This is a genomic window from Methylobacterium sp. P3_A11, assembly GCF_056403155.1.
In genome coordinates, this window is record NZ_JBFUGA010000040.1 from 32975 (window position 1) to 47416 (window position 14442).

13 protein-coding genes and 2 pseudogenes are annotated in these 14442 nt (G+C 65.1%); 8 read left to right on the forward strand and 7 right to left on the reverse strand.

What is annotated here, in order from left to right:
* Positions 1–15: 15 nt before the first annotated feature.
* The 5 genes from AC1DXK_RS14325 to AC1DXK_RS14345 all read left to right on the forward strand — a co-directional run bounded on the left by AC1DXK_RS14325 (position 16) and on the right by AC1DXK_RS14345 (position 3532).
* Entirely contained in the window at positions 16–228 is a 213-nt protein-coding gene (locus AC1DXK_RS14325; RefSeq protein WP_457105318.1) for a hypothetical protein, read from the forward strand.
* A gap of 100 nt (positions 229–328) precedes the next feature.
* The gene (locus AC1DXK_RS14330) at positions 329–1024 is read left to right on the forward strand and encodes an ABC transporter permease (protein WP_457105319.1); all 696 of its coding nucleotides are present in this window, start codon (positions 329–331) and stop codon (positions 1022–1024) included.
* Positions 1021–1731 (forward strand): ATP-binding cassette domain-containing protein, encoded by a 711-nt coding sequence (locus AC1DXK_RS14335; RefSeq protein WP_457105320.1) that lies wholly within the window; start codon positions 1021–1023, stop codon positions 1729–1731. The genes AC1DXK_RS14330 and AC1DXK_RS14335 overlap by 4 nt, the downstream gene beginning before the upstream one ends.
* Positions 1704–2549, forward strand: coding sequence for an ABC transporter substrate-binding protein (locus AC1DXK_RS14340; RefSeq protein ID WP_457105321.1), 846 nt, complete (start codon positions 1704–1706; stop codon positions 2547–2549). The genes AC1DXK_RS14335 and AC1DXK_RS14340 overlap by 28 nt, the downstream gene beginning before the upstream one ends.
* A gap of 770 nt (positions 2550–3319) precedes the next feature.
* Positions 3320–3532 (forward strand): hypothetical protein, encoded by a 213-nt coding sequence (locus AC1DXK_RS14345; RefSeq protein WP_457105322.1) that lies wholly within the window; start codon positions 3320–3322, stop codon positions 3530–3532.
* A 129-nt stretch (positions 3533–3661) separates the two neighbouring features.
* Here the strand turns inward: AC1DXK_RS14345 and AC1DXK_RS14350 are convergent.
* Positions 3662–4183, reverse strand: a pseudogene (locus AC1DXK_RS14350) (transposase family protein); the annotation flags it as partial.
* A gap of 283 nt (positions 4184–4466) precedes the next feature.
* Positions 4467–4685, reverse strand: a complete 219-nt coding sequence (locus tag AC1DXK_RS14355) for a transposase (protein ID WP_457105323.1) — start codon at positions 4683–4685, stop codon at positions 4467–4469.
* 1386 nt (positions 4686–6071) lie between these two features.
* Here AC1DXK_RS14355 and AC1DXK_RS14360 point away from each other — a divergent pair.
* Entirely contained in the window at positions 6072–6551 is a 480-nt protein-coding gene (locus AC1DXK_RS14360; RefSeq protein WP_457105324.1) for a hypothetical protein, read from the forward strand.
* Positions 6552–7155: 604 nt separating this feature from the next.
* Here the strand turns inward: AC1DXK_RS14360 and AC1DXK_RS14365 are convergent.
* The gene (locus AC1DXK_RS14365; RefSeq protein WP_457105325.1) at positions 7156–7773 is read right to left on the reverse strand and encodes a hemerythrin domain-containing protein; all 618 of its coding nucleotides are present in this window, start codon (positions 7771–7773) and stop codon (positions 7156–7158) included.
* Positions 7774–8157: 384 nt separating this feature from the next.
* On the opposite strand from AC1DXK_RS14365, the pseudogene AC1DXK_RS14370 reads away from it, so the two are divergent.
* Positions 8158–8313: pseudogene (locus tag AC1DXK_RS14370) on the forward strand (integrase core domain-containing protein); the annotation flags it as partial.
* A 44-nt stretch (positions 8314–8357) separates the two neighbouring features.
* Here the strand turns inward: AC1DXK_RS14370 and AC1DXK_RS14375 are convergent.
* The 4 genes from AC1DXK_RS14375 to AC1DXK_RS14390 form a co-directional block, all read right to left on the reverse strand.
* Positions 8358–8675, reverse strand: coding sequence for a hypothetical protein (locus tag AC1DXK_RS14375; protein ID WP_457105326.1), 318 nt, complete (start codon positions 8673–8675; stop codon positions 8358–8360).
* A 938-nt stretch (positions 8676–9613) separates the two neighbouring features.
* Positions 9614–10093, reverse strand: a complete 480-nt coding sequence (locus AC1DXK_RS14380) for a cache domain-containing protein (RefSeq protein WP_457105327.1) — start codon at positions 10091–10093, stop codon at positions 9614–9616.
* Positions 10094–10365: 272 nt separating this feature from the next.
* On the reverse strand, positions 10366–10887 hold the full coding sequence (locus AC1DXK_RS14385; RefSeq protein WP_457105328.1) for a Cache 3/Cache 2 fusion domain-containing protein: 522 nt from the start codon (positions 10885–10887) through the stop codon (positions 10366–10368).
* Between the two features lie 724 nt (positions 10888–11611).
* The gene (locus AC1DXK_RS14390; RefSeq protein WP_457105329.1) at positions 11612–13060 is read right to left on the reverse strand and encodes a DUF1254 domain-containing protein; all 1449 of its coding nucleotides are present in this window, start codon (positions 13058–13060) and stop codon (positions 11612–11614) included.
* A 471-nt stretch (positions 13061–13531) separates the two neighbouring features.
* Between AC1DXK_RS14390 and AC1DXK_RS14395 the strand changes: the two genes are divergently transcribed.
* Positions 13532–14442 (forward strand): IS630 family transposase (locus AC1DXK_RS14395; protein ID WP_477298110.1); only part of this gene is annotated, 911 nt, incomplete at its 3' end.

Genomic DNA, 14442 nt, shown 5'->3' on the forward strand with positions numbered 1-14442 from the left:
TGATCAAGGGCCGGCGTGGCGGTCGACCCGGCGTGCGCCGCGTTCGAGTACCGGAAGAAGTCGCGTCGGCGAGAATACGTGCGGCTCTGTCTGGAGCGCCCCCGCAAAGGGGACGGCGTGCTCACAGCCCTGAAGGAGAGCGATGGCCGCGTCGAACGTCCCGACGAGACGACAACGGTCGCCCCGGGCGATATGCTCACCGACTATCCGCGCGCGCTCCCCTGGTAGGCATGACAGGTCCATTCGGCCGAACCTGCGTTTCAAGGTCGGACTCATCGGCTGGTCTCGTCACCCGCCTCGTCCCAGTCCTGAGGACCGCCCCGGGCGCATGATGCAGACGCTCCAGGARATCCTGTCCCGCCTGCTCAGTCTGGATCGCGACGTGCTGGCGATCGCGTGGCTGTCGCTGCGAGTCAGCCTCACCGCCGTCGGCATCGGTCTCGTGCTCGGCATACCCCTGGGTGCGTTCGTGGCTGTCGCCCGATTTCCCGGACGCGGCGCCGCGGTCGGCCTGCTGAACGCGTTCATGGGGCTGCCGCCGGTGCTCGTCGGCCTCGCGCTCTACCTCGTCCTTTCCCGCTCCGGTCCGCTCGGACCGCTCGGCCTGCTGTTCACCCCCGGCGCGATGATCGCCGCACAGGCGACGCTCGCGACGCCGCTCGTCGCCGCCCTGACGCAGCAGGTCGTCGCCGACGCCCGGGTGCATCTCGGGGAGCAGTTGCGCTCCCTCGGTCTCTCCGCGCCGCGTCAGGCCGGCGCGATGATCTACGACGTGCGCTTCTCCCTCGTGACCGCGGCGCTCGCCGCGTTCGGCCGGGCGATCTCGGAGATCGGAGCTGTCCTCGTCGTCGGCGGGAACATCGACGGGTATACCCGTACGATGACGACGGCGATCTCGCTGGAGACCCAGAAGGGCGATCTCAGCCTCGCCCTGGCGCTCGGCCTCGTGCTGATCGGCCTCGTTCTGGTGGTGAACGTCGCCGTGGCCTTGCTCCGGCGGCACGCCGCGCGAGTGTATGGATGAGCGCGACGCCGGCCATCCGCCTCGAAGACGTGACTCTGTCCCTCGACGGGCGAACGGTGCTCGACCATCTCTGCCTTGAGGTCGCTCGGGGCAGCGTCACGGCCATCATCGGCCCGAACGGAGCGGGCAAGAGCGTCACCCTCAGGATCATCGACGGGCTCCTGCGACCCGACAGCGGAACGGTACGGGTCGGCCCGCACCGGCGGGCCTTCGTGTTTCAGCGGCCCGCGCTGATCCGCGCAACCGCGGCCGCAAACGTCGCGCTGGCTCTCGGAGGCTTGCCCCGTCCTTCGCGCGCCGCGCGGGTGCAGGAGGCGCTCGCCCGGGTCCGCCTCGCGGAGCGTTCACGCGATGCCGCGACGCGGTTCTCCGGCGGCGAGCAGCAGCGGCTGGCGCTGGCCCGCGCCTGGGCGGTCGAACCCGACCTGCTTCTCCTCGACGAGCCGACCGCGAACCTCGACCCCGCCTCGACCGAGATCGTCGAGGGACTGGTGTCCGCGATGGCGCGGGCGGGTACCACGGTGGTGCTCGTCTCCCACAATCTCGGGCAGGTGGCGCGCCTCGCCGACACGGCGATCGTGCTGGCCTCCGGCCGCGCCGTCGAGCATGGTCCATCCCGCCAGATCCTGTTCTCGCCGCGCACGACCGAGGCGCGGGCCTACCTCGCTGGGGAATTGCCGTGGATCCCTTCCGTCGCCGCCTCCTGATCCTGGGATTGGCCGCGCTCCTGAGCGCGGCCGGCCTCCTGCCATCGGCCGACGCCGAACCGGTCTCGATCATCGTCGCCTCGACGACCTCGACCGAGCAGTCCGGCCTGTTCAAGCACATCCTCCCGCCCTTCCGGGAGACGTCAGGGATCGACGTGAAGGTCGTCGCTCTGGGCACGGGCCAAGCGCTCGACGCGGCGCGCCGCGGCGATGCCGACGTGGTGCTGGTGCACGACCGTCCGGCCGAGGACAAGTTCCTCGCAGAGGGCTTCGCGAAGACGCGGTACGACGTGATGTACAACGACTTCGTGCTGATTGGCCCGGCCTCCGATCCGGCCGGCGTGCGCGGCCTGGGCGTCCGCGAGGCCTTCGCCAAGCTCGCGGCCAGCAAGGCGGCGTTCGTGTCGCGCGGTGACCGGTCGGGCACACACAGCGCCGAGCTGCGCAGCTGGAAGGAGGCAGGCGTCGATCTCGCGGCCGTGCGCGGCCCTTGGTACCGGGATGTCGGCCAGGGCATGGGTCCCGCGCTCAACGCGGCCTCAGCTCTCGGCGCCTATATCCTCGCCGACCGGGGGACATGGCTCGCGTTCAAGAATCGCGCCGACTTGGTCATCCTGGTTCAGGGGGACCGGAGCCTGTTCAATCCCTACGGCGTGATGCTGGTGAACCCCGACAGGCACCCTGGCGTGAAGGCGAAGCAGGGACAGGCCTTCATCAACTGGCTTGTCTCACCGGAGGGCCAGCAGGCGATCGCGGGATACAAGGTCGGCGGCGAACAGCTGTTTTTCCCAAGCGCCGACGCGCCTGTGACGCGCTGACCCGGTATTCGCGCGTTGGAGGGCCGGACTGGCATTGGCATCGACGCGCGCTATCCCGGGTACTGACACGCGGCGACCAGGTATGCTGTGCGCTTTCCACGGTTCGTCGTCGAAAGCACCAACTCAGCAGCTTACGGCCCGATAGGCGCTTTCGGCATCGCGCTCGCGGGCCGCGACAGCACCGCCGCGATGTCAGCCTCCCAAGGTTCACCGGGGGACGCATTCCGGTTCCGCAACGTTCTCCTCAAGGCGCAGCGCGCATGTCCGCGCCAGCTCAAGAGCCGACATGGCTGGGCGGCTGGGAGAATGCCTATGCCCACGACGATCAGACGCGTTGAACTCGCGCAAGCCGCTCTCGACGCTTACCTCCACGCCGAGGGCGCTGACCGGCGTTGGACCGGTGGTGTGCCCGCCTGCGAGATCGTAGACTTGATCACCGACTTGCTGCTTCTCGCGAGAACTCGGGGGTATGATCCCTGCTCAGTCCTCAGCAAGGCGAAACGTCATGTGGAAGCTGAGACTGGAGAGCGCAGCTGAATGCGCTCTGCTGACTCTGGCCGCTCAGGGCACCGAGGGTGTCCGCGGTTCTCCGACGGGACAGACCTGATTACTGCTTGGTCCTCATCCTGCCAGATTTTGGGCCATGCGGCGTCACCTGCATTGCTGTCTGTCGTTTAAATTTCGGATAAAATCAGCCCGGACTGTAATATTCGAAACGCAAGATGGGTAGAAATACCAGATTGCCTGTGTGGAGACCCGGCCAGGGAGAGATGGCCGAGCGCATTCGTGCCCATGATTGGGCGGCAACACCGCTCGAATCGCTCGAGCACTGGTCGCCGCGCCTCAAGCTCGCTGTCGAGATGGTGCTGGCCAACCCGCTGGTGGCTAGCATTACAGTTGCGTTTTTGGGCTTTTTTGTTTGCTGTTCGTGGTGCTGGGCTTACGCTGTCGACGTCCCTTGTCGGCTGAGGCACGGCGTTTGAGATGGGCGTTTCGGGCGGCCGCCTGATGCGCCCGTCGCCAGAGCGACCATGCGATGACGTGAGCGGGCTGAATGCGCCGCTGTGCCAACCGCACGGCGATGCGGCGGATCTCCTGGATCGACCAGCGGATCAGCGCGCGGGCGGTCTCGGCCGCGCCCGTCTTTTTGGGGGCCGCGCGTTGGCGTGATGGCGGATCACAGCCAGCAGGGCGAAGGCCATCATCACCAAGCTGACGTGCCGGTGCCAGCCGTGCCAGGAACAGGTCTCGTTGTGGGCGAACCCGAGTTCGGTCTTGGCCGTCTCGAACACGTCCTCGATCGCCCAACGCTGGCCCTCGACCGCCGCCAGGGTCGCGACCGACGTGCCGGCCGGGCACCACGTCGTGAAGTACGCCCGCTCGCCGTCAGTCAGGCTGCGGCGGATCAGCAGGCCGCGCGTCCACAGGCCGGCCTGATCGTAGTCGGCACCGTCGAGGTCAGCCAGTTCGCAATAAGCCCAGTCGTACAGCCACGCGCCCTTCGTGCCCTCGCCCGCCGACAGGCGTACCCAGCCAGACGGAGCGAGGCCGTTTGCGATCGCCTCGGCGGTGCCGGCCACCAGCGGCTTGCCGACCCAGGAAGTGAACAGGTGATCGGTCTTGACCCCGAGCACATTCCAGGTGCTTTGCAATCTTGGCCACGGCGTCGATGCGGTGCCGGTTGTTGACCGCTTTGAGCTTCGATCTGTCCAAGGCGACGGTCACCCCGCCGACGAGGTTCAGATCCCGGCACAGCACCACGAACTGCCGACAGATCGCCTGGATTGCAGGTCTTATGTTGCGCCTGAAGTTGGCGATCGCTTTTAGGTCGAGGGCCAGGCGACCGGTCAGCCGCATGACCTCGATGTTGCGCTGCACCTGACGCTCGAGCCGCCGGCTCGACGGCATCCGGCTGAGCTAGCCGTAGAGGTAGAGCTTCAGAAGCGTAGTCGGGTCATAAGCAGGCCGGCCCGTCGCTGCGGTCTCGAAGCGGGTGAAGCCCAGGGTGGCCAGATCGAGTTCGTCGATGAACGTCTCGACGACCCGAACCGGATTGTCCTCGGTGACATGATCGTCCGGCGAACTGAGCAGCAACCGGGCCTGCCGACGGTCCTGCCTTTCGACGAACCGACCCATGCTGGCCTCCGCGGATAAGGCCGCAAGGCTATCTCAAATTTGACTTTTGACACAGTCTCGTCTGAAAGCAGTCGTTCCGTCTACGACCCATGCATCCGCCTAGCCAACCGAGTCCTTTTCTAAGCGGATCGCAATGGGGGCTGTTGATGAAGTGCCCCTGATCTACAGGCACACGGGTCAGTCGCGGTGCGCAACATTGGCTGCGGCTCTTAGGTCGGCCAGCGCGCTGTCGACTTGGCGAAAGAAACTGCCCAGGCCAGCGGCGCCCAAGGTCTGGCAAAGGTCTCCGTTGCCCACCTGTGACGGGATTGCGGCGTCCGTATACCGCGAGCGCAGTGGGCGGGCAGTGATCGCGATCGGAACTGTCCGGGTCGGTACCCGTTTCAGCACCAGCCTGCAACGGTAAGTAGGCCTAATCGATAGAACCGCCGTTGCGGGGAGGCGATGTTCGCCTTCGCTACGCGGTTGCCGCGCAGGTCTCGTGACGCCACCTGCCATCTCTGCGAGGTAGTCCATGGTCGTGTCAACGAAGTTCCTGTCCGCTGTCGCCGTCGCCCTCGGAGTCGGGATTGTCAGCACGAGCGCGTACATGTCCCGCGGTGACGCTCGCAGGGACGTCACGGGGGCATCGCGCGAGGCCACACCCTCTCTGTCTGAGCGCCTGAGGGCTCAGGCACACGGGCGATCGCTGCCCTGGTCGGATCCGGTCAAGACCGCCGCGATCCCAGCCGCCTCTCCGAAGCTCCGGTTCACCTCCGGTCCTCCTGACGAGCCCGTGGAGAGAGCCAAGTCGCCTGCGAGCGAGGAAAGGCGTCCCGCTACGCAGGCCACCCTGCCGACTGCGCCTGTGCATCCGCCAGATAAGAGAACGGGCCAGTCCCGGATCACGCTCGCTGATAGGGGCTTGCACGCCCGCACAGCGCCCAGTGTCGCGTCGGGCGTACAGGGAACTCGACTCGGGTCCCTGGATGTGCCTCAGCGCGCCCTCAACGAGGACAGTGGACACATCCGGGCTCGGGTCGTCGAAGCTGCCCGCCGCCGCACCCCGAAACCTCATCCCGCCCCGTCGCGGCATCTGCCTTCGCTTGATGCCGTCGACGAAGCCCGCTTGGCTGCGCAGCGGCCCGAGCCCAGCCGCGCGACATCACCCGTCCCAAGCCACTACAAGTCGGTGCGGCTGGCAGGTCGCGACGACCTCGACGGGGACGCTTTTCCGCCGCGCAGTGCCCGTGAGGTCAACGCTGATGCGCCCGACTGGTCGTCCGAGGACAAGCCGCACGCGAGGCGGCGCCAAAGCGTCGCCGCTTCGGACGGTCTGATGCGTTGGCTCTCCGGACCCGGTGGCCGGTTCTGAGCGATCCCCGCATCCGTCCAGGAGTTCCGTGCATGCCGAAGCCGTTCATTCCGCTGTTCTGCGCCTGCGTCGCCCTGAGTTCGTCCCCAGCCCAGGCGCTGTCGGGGGCGGAGATGCAGCGGCGTACGGCTATCATCGCCGAGCGGTACCTCGCGATCTGGTCCTCGAACGATGGCGGCGCGGTCACAGGCGTCCCGTACATGTACGGGCCGACGGTGCAATTCTACGGACGTCCTTACACGCAGGAGCGGCTCGTCGACGAGAAGCGAGCCGCTATTAGGCAGTGGCCGCTGCGCCGGTACGCTATCCGGCCCGGGACCCTGCGCGTGATCTGCAACGTGCCCAAGGTCAAATGCGCCGCGCGCTCGATCATCGACTTTGTGGTCGCCAACCCGGCTCGAGGCACGCGCAAGTCGGGCTCCGCGCGGTTCGATCTCGGCGTCAGCTATGCGGGCCGGCAGCCGCGCATCCTGTACGAGGGTGGAAGCCTGGGTCGTCATCGTGAGGGGTGAGCCAGGGCCGCCAAGCGGGCAGCCGATCCGTGGGCCTCACCGACCGGGTCCGAACCTTTAAACCAAAGGTGTTCTCAGACCTGCGCCTGATGGGCACGCTGTCCAACTTGTGGGTAGTGGGGCTAGTTTTCGCTTAGCCGCGCTCTGCGGGCGGAGGGAGCATAATAAATCACGGTTATCGTGCCCTTGACCTATGCCCCCATGATGCCGGTGGTGCTACGCAGGCCTCGACCCGCTGCCGGCACAGGCCGAATAAGGCCCAGTGATCAAGGAAGCGGTCCACCTTGCCACGCTGGCATCTGCCTTGGGCGCCGTTGAAGCCAGCGCCGTAGGCAGGTGGGGTTCAGCATGAGCCCCTTGCCGCTTTCATTCTGAGCCCACCACCGCTGTTTTTCAGCATCCTGACAGGCTGTCGAACATCGGGACGTGTATTGCATTCGAGACAGAGACGACTTCCTTGGCCTACATGTACCGCGGTGACGACGCGCACCAGCCCGCCGGATTCAACCGAATGTCGCGCAATGAGGCAGGGCACATAGCTGTCAAAAGCGCCGTGTTGCCTGAGGTTCGGCAAAAGCTCGGCAGGCTGGGCGTATCGACTTACCTATCTGACGTGACGCTCGCCGCCCCCAACTGCGTGGCGCGGTCTCCTGCTATTAAAGAGGCCGCTGCGCCACACCAAGTAGCCGAACCCGGCCGCCGCTGCCGCGGCCGTGGTGATGAGAGCCGCCTCGCTCGACATGATCCCGCCCCCGACGCCTCGCCGCCGCCGGCTCTGCAGCGCGTTCGTCTTGGCGCGCACGTAAGTGCGTGTCGCAGCGCTGATCTCCTCAGGCGAAAACAGCGCGCGGGCTGCCGGGATCAACTCATGCACGTGCCGATGCAGGTGCTGATCGACAAGGAAAGTCACATCTTCGAATGTGTCGAGCCAACCAGCCGAGTGCTTCTTGCGGTAGCGGGTGAGTTGTTGAAGCTGTCGCCAAAACTCCGCATGTCCGTGGTGCAGTTCGTCGATCAGGGCTCGTGTTGTGTTCTCGCGGCTCAGAGGACCATACAGGCTCGCGTCGAGAGCAATCGCATACAATTCTAGCTCGTCCATGAGGTCGGCGAGCAGTCGCTCTCGACTGCCGACTACGCCAGGATTGTTAAGCGCGTAGGGGATCTCGCGGATTAAGCTAGCGACGTTCTCGTGATCGCGCTCGACCAGCTGCCAAATGTCCATGTACGCTCCGCATGTGATCACTACCTCCTAACACCCCGCTGCGACGGACCGTTCCGCACGACTACGCGACAGGAGGTGACGGCGATCGGCCCGCGATGGCGGCGACGACAGGACAGGCGATCAGGCCGCGACGCTTTTCGCACCCCGACAGCCGCGGCGCTCTGAGCGAGCTGCGAGGCCGCTAAGGGCAAGCGAAAACCGGGCTCGGAACCATGTTCCTACGCCGTCGCTTTGGCCTGACGACGCCAAAGACGTGGGTTGTGATCAGCGCAAGTTCGCTGCGCGACACTTCAGGAAGTCAGATGCCGGCCGAGGTAAGTGACCGGCAGTGCGAAAAGGCAGAGAACGTAATCCGTACGGCAGGTAACGGATCATCAACGCGTTGGTCCTGAGATGATCTTGACGGCGCTGGGCAAATTGATCGCTGAAGCTGGTTCACAGATCCAGTACATCGCTTCACGATCGCCGTGGGAGAACTGGTCTTGGGAGAGCTTCAACGGCAAGCTGCGCGACGAGAGCCTGCGTCGGGATATCTTCTACTAGGCCGCGAAGCCTCGCCCGACCGGTGTAGCCGTGATCCGACCTCAGCGAACCGGCGCGGTCATCTCCGCAACGCCGTTTGCCTCAAACTGTACAAGCCGAGGTCTTGGCTTGACGGTGTCGCCTTCCAGAAGGTCGAGACGAGCGTTGATGGCCTTGATCCAATCCGCGGTCGTACAGGTGCTCAGGAGCGGTTGGACGAACCTCGCGAGGCCATGGGCGAGCATCTCGAGTCTGAGGCCTTTTAAGGCGCCGCCGTGCTCTTCAAAGACGCCGGCAACAGCTTCCCCCATCATCAGCGCTTGACCCGCTCCGGTCGAGCTTTCTGTCTCACCATCTCCTTGAGATCGCTTGGCCAGCATCGGCTTAGGCCTCCGGTGGAGGACATGTTTTCTTTACGGAACGCATGAACGGTTTGCGCGGCTATACCGTTGCGAGCGCAGTCACGTTGGACGGCGATTGACGCTGTCCGGGCTATCAGGGTTCGTGTGATGATGAGCCGATCACCTTCGGTCCGTGCCCACATCCTTAACTTCGTTCCCGACGAGCATCCTGCAGCTTACCGAGCGGGCTTACATCACGACGTGGCGATGCGGTGAAATCGTCGGAGTGGCCTGCGGCGTCTCGGAGGATGAAGATTTGATCGAGCGAGTGGGTGGCCGGCGTCATCCGAAGTGGCGTAAGCCACCCAGCTCAACAGCCGGAGAGTACACGAACACAGCCTGTCCGCCGTCGTCGGGCTGGACGCCACCGTGCCTCGACGAGCGCTTGGCATATGAGTTGGTTCAGGGCCTCGTGCAGTCTGCCATCGCTCAAGGCGTCGACCCAGGCGCGCGCCTTCAGCAATTCCGTACACTGCAGCAGGCCGCGATCGCCATGTCGCAAGACCCTGCCGTGGCGCGTGCCGCTACACAGATCGTCCGAGCAATCGACCTCACACTCCAAGAGTTGTCTGCGGTGAGGTCATAGGCGGCAGATTGATCCTGAGCGGGCGACGCGGCGACGTCCGCTTTCCCGAATTCCCGTCCAGAAGCGGACGGGCCGCTTTCGGCCAGGTCCAGTTGCATGCCTTGGCGCCACCGAACGTCTCAGATGGGTGGGTTTTTGCCGGTCTGCTTCAGGGCGGCGTATGCATCGAAGCGGACATAGCCGCAGAGACCGCTCACGACCCTGAGCAGTCGTCCGGGATGTCAGCGACGACGGACCGCTCACGATAGCATGTTAGACTTTCGAAGAGGTTGCGTCAGCGCCGATTGGCTGGCCTCGTCTCGTCGCCGTTCCGTCCGAGACCGAGGCGGTGTTAATTGACATAGACGCCAGCGCCCACGAGCGCCTCAACACCGTCAACCCGCGTCGCACAGACGTAGCTCCACTTCACGCTGGCGTGGGATTGGCCGGGCTTGGGGAACATGTAATCGACCCAGCCAGATCCAAACTTGCTGACGACCTCGATGAAGTCCCTGTGGAACCGTTTCCCGTCAGCGTCGCGATCGTCGAGGAAGTCCCGCTCCTCGCGGTCCGGGCGGTCAGCGTTGAACAACACGACGCCGTGCATATCGACTACGAACAGGTAGACATCCGCGTAGCGCCAGGAGCTACCCTTCTTCCGGAAATCCGCGAACGCTTTGCTACCCCGTTCCTCCAGAACGTAGGATGCCTTGTTAACCAGGGCCTCGATCTCCGCCGCTTCATGTGGTGGTGGGGGCCTCCTCTGTGCAAGAGCAGGAAATGTTGGGGTTAGGACCAGCAACACGGGCCATGTCACCAGCATCTTGAACATGCCGCTACCTCTTCGCGCCACATCTGGGTCATCCGCTTCATGTTGTAGGCCAGAACCTTGAAGCTCATCCCGGTCCTGACCTTTGCCAGTGTCCGGGTCAGCAAGCGGGTGGCTCCCATCCAGGGCGTCGCCGGCCGAGGCGTTCCGAAATGTTACGCCATCCGTTTGGAACGGGCTTGGTGGTCGTCTGGAGAAATCCACACGTGCAAGCCCTGCTGGAACGCTTCGCTGCGTCGCGGCCTAGCTCACCAAGCCCATCCTGAGGCCAAGCCCTACTTCTTCGGGTATCCGACATAGTAGACCCCGATGACGCCGCTGCTTGCATCGCGGATCGGCTCGTAGCCCGTCGTGTAGGGCTTGCCCAGAATGTCGGCGTCACCGAAATAGGCGTCGCCTTTCGTGATCGCCGCGAAGGCTTTCCCCTTCGGATCGAGAACGGTGCCGATCGCCCGCGAGCCGTCATCCTTCTTGACGTTCGTGGCGACGCGCACAAACTCACCGCCGCTCCTGACGAACAGCGTCGCGGTCCCGCCCACCTCCTTCTGCACGGCGTCCACCACGGCGAAATTGCCGTTCATCTTGGTCTGGCCGAAATAGAGGGCCGGGACGGTCTTTCCGGCGACGGCATCCTCCCCCTTCACGCTCGGAACACCGAGTTCAGCGGTCTTCGCCTTCAGGTGCTGCATGGCCGTCTGGACGTCCTCGGAGGACCCTGCGAATACGCTGGCAGGCATCGAAACGGCCCCGCCGGCCAGGGCAGCCAAAAGGGACAGGGCTAGTAGAGGTGTGTTCATGGCCGTCTCCCTCCGCCTTCGCCAATCGACGTGACGAAAATTCTAGTCACTCTTGTTCGAGTTGCTTGATCAGGAGGGACATCGCCATCAGTTAGACGTCTGAAGCAGAGCCGATGGACTGTTTGCCCTCGTGCTCCCGATCATCGCAGCAGATTGTGACGCTCCATAACGCCCAGTCGGCGAAGGTCTGCTTTCAGCGAGGGAGCAGCCCGTCGCGGTAGCTCGGGCGAATGCCCGCTCTCCACCCCGAGCCGAAGTTGCCAGACGGCTGACGAACGGCCGCTTTGGAGCGACGCTGACTGCGCTCTCGGTGGCCGAGTTGGGTCCTAAACGGGACATCCGCTCAGGGTGGATTTCAGCGGGTCCGCTTTCGGGCGGCAATGCAGAGAAGCGGACGTCGCCGCGGCGCCCGCTCTCGACCCGTTGCAGACCCTCACGATGTCCGCTTCGTGGCTTTCTCGCTTGCCGGTTTGTTATGGGTTGTTTGCTTGATAAAGTCCGTTTTGGCTGGTTCCAGCAGATACCCGAAACAGACCGGTGTCTATAGTCCGCCTGGGCAATACCCAAACTGAACCATGCGGATCGGCTGTTAGGGGTTTGAAACGGGTGAGGAGCCTACCTTCGGCGAGACGGTCGCAACAAACTGCATCACCGTCGAGGGCGGACGTTCGCGGACTGGGCGTTATGCAGCGCTGCCTCTCAAGCAGGGATCCGGCCGTGCGACCTAGAGCGTGGCGCTGGAGCTGCGGGTGACCGGCGGCGGCGCCCAGGAGCCGTTCAGGAGGACGTCCTTCGGCCAGTAGGTGCGGAGCATCAGGATAAAAGGCCCGGCCGGGGCAGGTAGCCAGTTCGCCTCCCGCTGCGCGCCAGGGCTCTCATGCTGGATGAGGAGATCGATCGAGCCGTCCGGGTTCGCCTTGAGGCTGTCGCGCGGGCTCACCGAGGAGCGGTTGAGTGGGTTCTCGACGAAAAAGTAGTCCGCGTCATACATCGTCAACGACCAGAAGCCGTTGACGGGCGGCAATTCGCCCGCTGGGAAGCGCATCACGTACTTCGAGGCGCCGGTCAGGCGACGGCCTGCGGCATCAACGGTGGCCACCGGGTAGACTGCGTCCTGCGGCAAGTTGCAGCCGAGCCCGACCGCCGTCACCAGAGCGCGCTGCAGGTAGTCCTTGCCGTAATCGCCGCCGTCAGTCGTGAAGGTCCAGCCGTTTACATGCTGTCCCGCCGACTTCATGTGCCCCATGATGCGAGGAATGGCCTCTTTCGGCGCCTGCGCGATTGCCTCGCGGGTGGCAGGCGGCAGGCGTGCCGGATCGAAGGGCTGGCCTGGTACGATGCCGAGCGAGGCCATCTTGGCGACCGGAACCCCGTCGGCGAGTGCCGGTGAATTGTCCTTCATCAGAGTGGCCAGCAGGTTGAAGTAGGTCGTCGCATCCATGCGGTTGACCTGCTCACGCACCGCCGTCTTCGTGTCGACGCTCGGATCGACCCGCCCCGGAGGCGGCGTGTACGGCTTGCCGGCCGCGCTCGCCGGGATGAGCCGGTACTGGTCCTGAAGCGCGTGCACTGTCCTGTAATCCTCCGGCGTGCCGGTGCAGTAGGTCCGGCCGAGGATCCAGATCAGGTTGGTCGGCGCCTGGATCAGCTTGGCGCCGGACGGCACGCTGCCGCTCCAGCCGGGTCCGGCGATGAAGTAGGTCTGCGGCCCGGTTCCGGTCGTGCGCTTGCCCGGCACGGCGAAGACATTCGTCCACGCGCTCAGCATCGGCATGAGGTAGTATCGCCCGTGCTCCTCCGGGATGCTGAGAAGGTGCGGCTCGGTCCCGACATCGACGAAGGCGCTGGAGTACAGCGTGTCGGCGTTGGGCGCGGTGACGGCCCGGAACTTCGCGTCCGGATATTCTCGCATGTTGGCGAACTGGCCCATGGGAGCGCCCTTGCCCTCGGGCGCGGCGACGTTGGTGAGCACGCGCCGGGTCATCTCCATGGTGATGAGCGGGTAACCGTAGATGTAGGCGTCCGTCGCCAGCTCCAGCGGATCGGCCACCGCGTTGTTGCCGATGAGTGGCGCATCCTGGGCTGTGCTCTGAGCCCGGGCGAGAGGCAGGCTCGAGCCGACGAACGGGATCGTAGCGGCGCCGGCGGCGAAGATCCGTCTGGTGACATCCATGACCGTCTCCTCGGAATTGCCCGCTCAGGCAGGCGGCTTCAGGAAAAATCTCGATCCCCTAGACGCGCCGAATGCAGCGCCCTCTCGCCGGACCAGCTTTGCCGCCCGTCAGCACAGAGAAAACTTCGGGAGCCACATCGGATCGCGGCGCGCGGCAGCATACTGAAGCTGAGCAAAGCAGCTTGACCGAATGGGACAACGGCTCGGTTCGGCCCGGAAGCGCGCAGTGTGTCTAACGGTCCGATAAGGCTTGCCCTCGCGGAACGCCCCAGTGCGAAGCAGCAGCCACAAACGGCGGTCTGCTAAAGGCGGGCTCAAATCAGACCAATCGCTGCTGGCTTGAACGTCCGTTTCTGTCCGCAGCGTCGAAGGCTGCTCACCGCCCCATCTGGACCTTAGTGAGCAGCAGCCGCTGGTGCAGTGACGCGGACGAAGGGTTAACGCGCGGGATGAGGTGTGTGAGTCTGGGCGATGGCTCGGACCGTCTGCGTTCTTCCTGATGCAGCCGACACGACCCGGCTCATGGCGATCGCCGAGGATCGATCGCGCCCGCTCAAGCATATCCAGCGCGCCTGCATCGTCCTGCTCTCGGCTGAGCGCCTGAGCGTCCAGGACGTGGCCCGGCGGGCGGGCGTCAGCCGACCAGCCGTATGGCGCCGGCAGCGGCGCCACGCCGGGCCGGGCGTCGATGGCCTGCTGCGCGACAAGACGCGTCCGCCCGGCACGCCGCCTCATCCGACCGAGACGGTGGCCGCGGTGCTGGCATTGACCTGCTCGCAGCCACCGGGCGAGGTCACGCACTGGACCGGCCGTGCCGTCGCCCGCGTTGTCGGGATCTCGTCGCGCGCAGTGCAAAGGATCTGGGCGGCCCACCGCCTCCGGCCGCACCGGCTGCGCACGTTCAAACGTTCACGCGATCCCACCTTCGCCGCCAAGGTCGAGGATGTCGTCGGCCTCTACATGGACCCACCCGCCCATGCGGTGATGCTGTCCATCGATGAGAAGAGCCAGATCCAGGCGTTGGAGCGGACCCGCCCCGACAGGCCGCTCGCCCGCGCTCATCCCGTCGCCCAGACCCACGACTATACCCGTCACGGCACCACGACGCTGTTTGCCGCCCTCGACATCCTGGCGGGCACCGTGCTCGGCCGCTGCATGCGGCGCCACCGGAATGGCGAGTTCATCCGATTCCTCAACGCCATCGAGGCCGCCGTTCCGCCCGGCAAGGCGATCCACGCCATCCTCGATAACGTCGCTACCCACAAGTGGACTTGCTTCAGTTCAGTGGAGAGCGGTTTGGTGGGCGATGCCCCTCTCGAACTGGGTGGGGTTTGTGAAGCCGAGTGCCGAGTGACGGCGTCGGGGATTGTAGAAGCCATCGA

Bases quoted from the DNA above. Each gene is read 5' to 3' on its own strand.
- AC1DXK_RS14345 (WP_457105322.1), top strand. From the start codon at position 3,320: ATGGCCGAGCGCATTCGTGCCCATGATTGGGCGGCAACACCGCTCGAA.
- AC1DXK_RS14375 (WP_457105326.1), bottom strand. From the start codon at position 8,675: ATGCTGGCCAAGCGATCTCAAGGAGATGGTGAGACAGAAAGCTCGACC.
- AC1DXK_RS14365 (WP_457105325.1), bottom strand. From the start codon at position 7,773: ATGGACATTTGGCAGCTGGTCGAGCGCGATCACGAGAACGTCGCTAGC.
- AC1DXK_RS14385 (WP_457105328.1), bottom strand. From the start codon at position 10,887: ATGAACACACCTCTACTAGCCCTGTCCCTTTTGGCTGCCCTGGCCGGC.
- AC1DXK_RS14360 (WP_457105324.1), top strand. From the start codon at position 6,072: ATGCCGAAGCCGTTCATTCCGCTGTTCTGCGCCTGCGTCGCCCTGAGT.
- AC1DXK_RS14380 (WP_457105327.1), bottom strand. From the start codon at position 10,093: ATGTTCAAGATGCTGGTGACATGGCCCGTGTTGCTGGTCCTAACCCCA.
- AC1DXK_RS14355 (WP_457105323.1), bottom strand. From the start codon at position 4,685: ATGGGTCGGTTCGTCGAAAGGCAGGACCGTCGGCAGGCCCGGTTGCTG.
- AC1DXK_RS14335 (WP_457105320.1), top strand. From the start codon at position 1,021: ATGAGCGCGACGCCGGCCATCCGCCTCGAAGACGTGACTCTGTCCCTC.
- AC1DXK_RS14390 (WP_457105329.1), bottom strand. From the start codon at position 13,060: ATGGATGTCACCAGACGGATCTTCGCCGCCGGCGCCGCTACGATCCCG.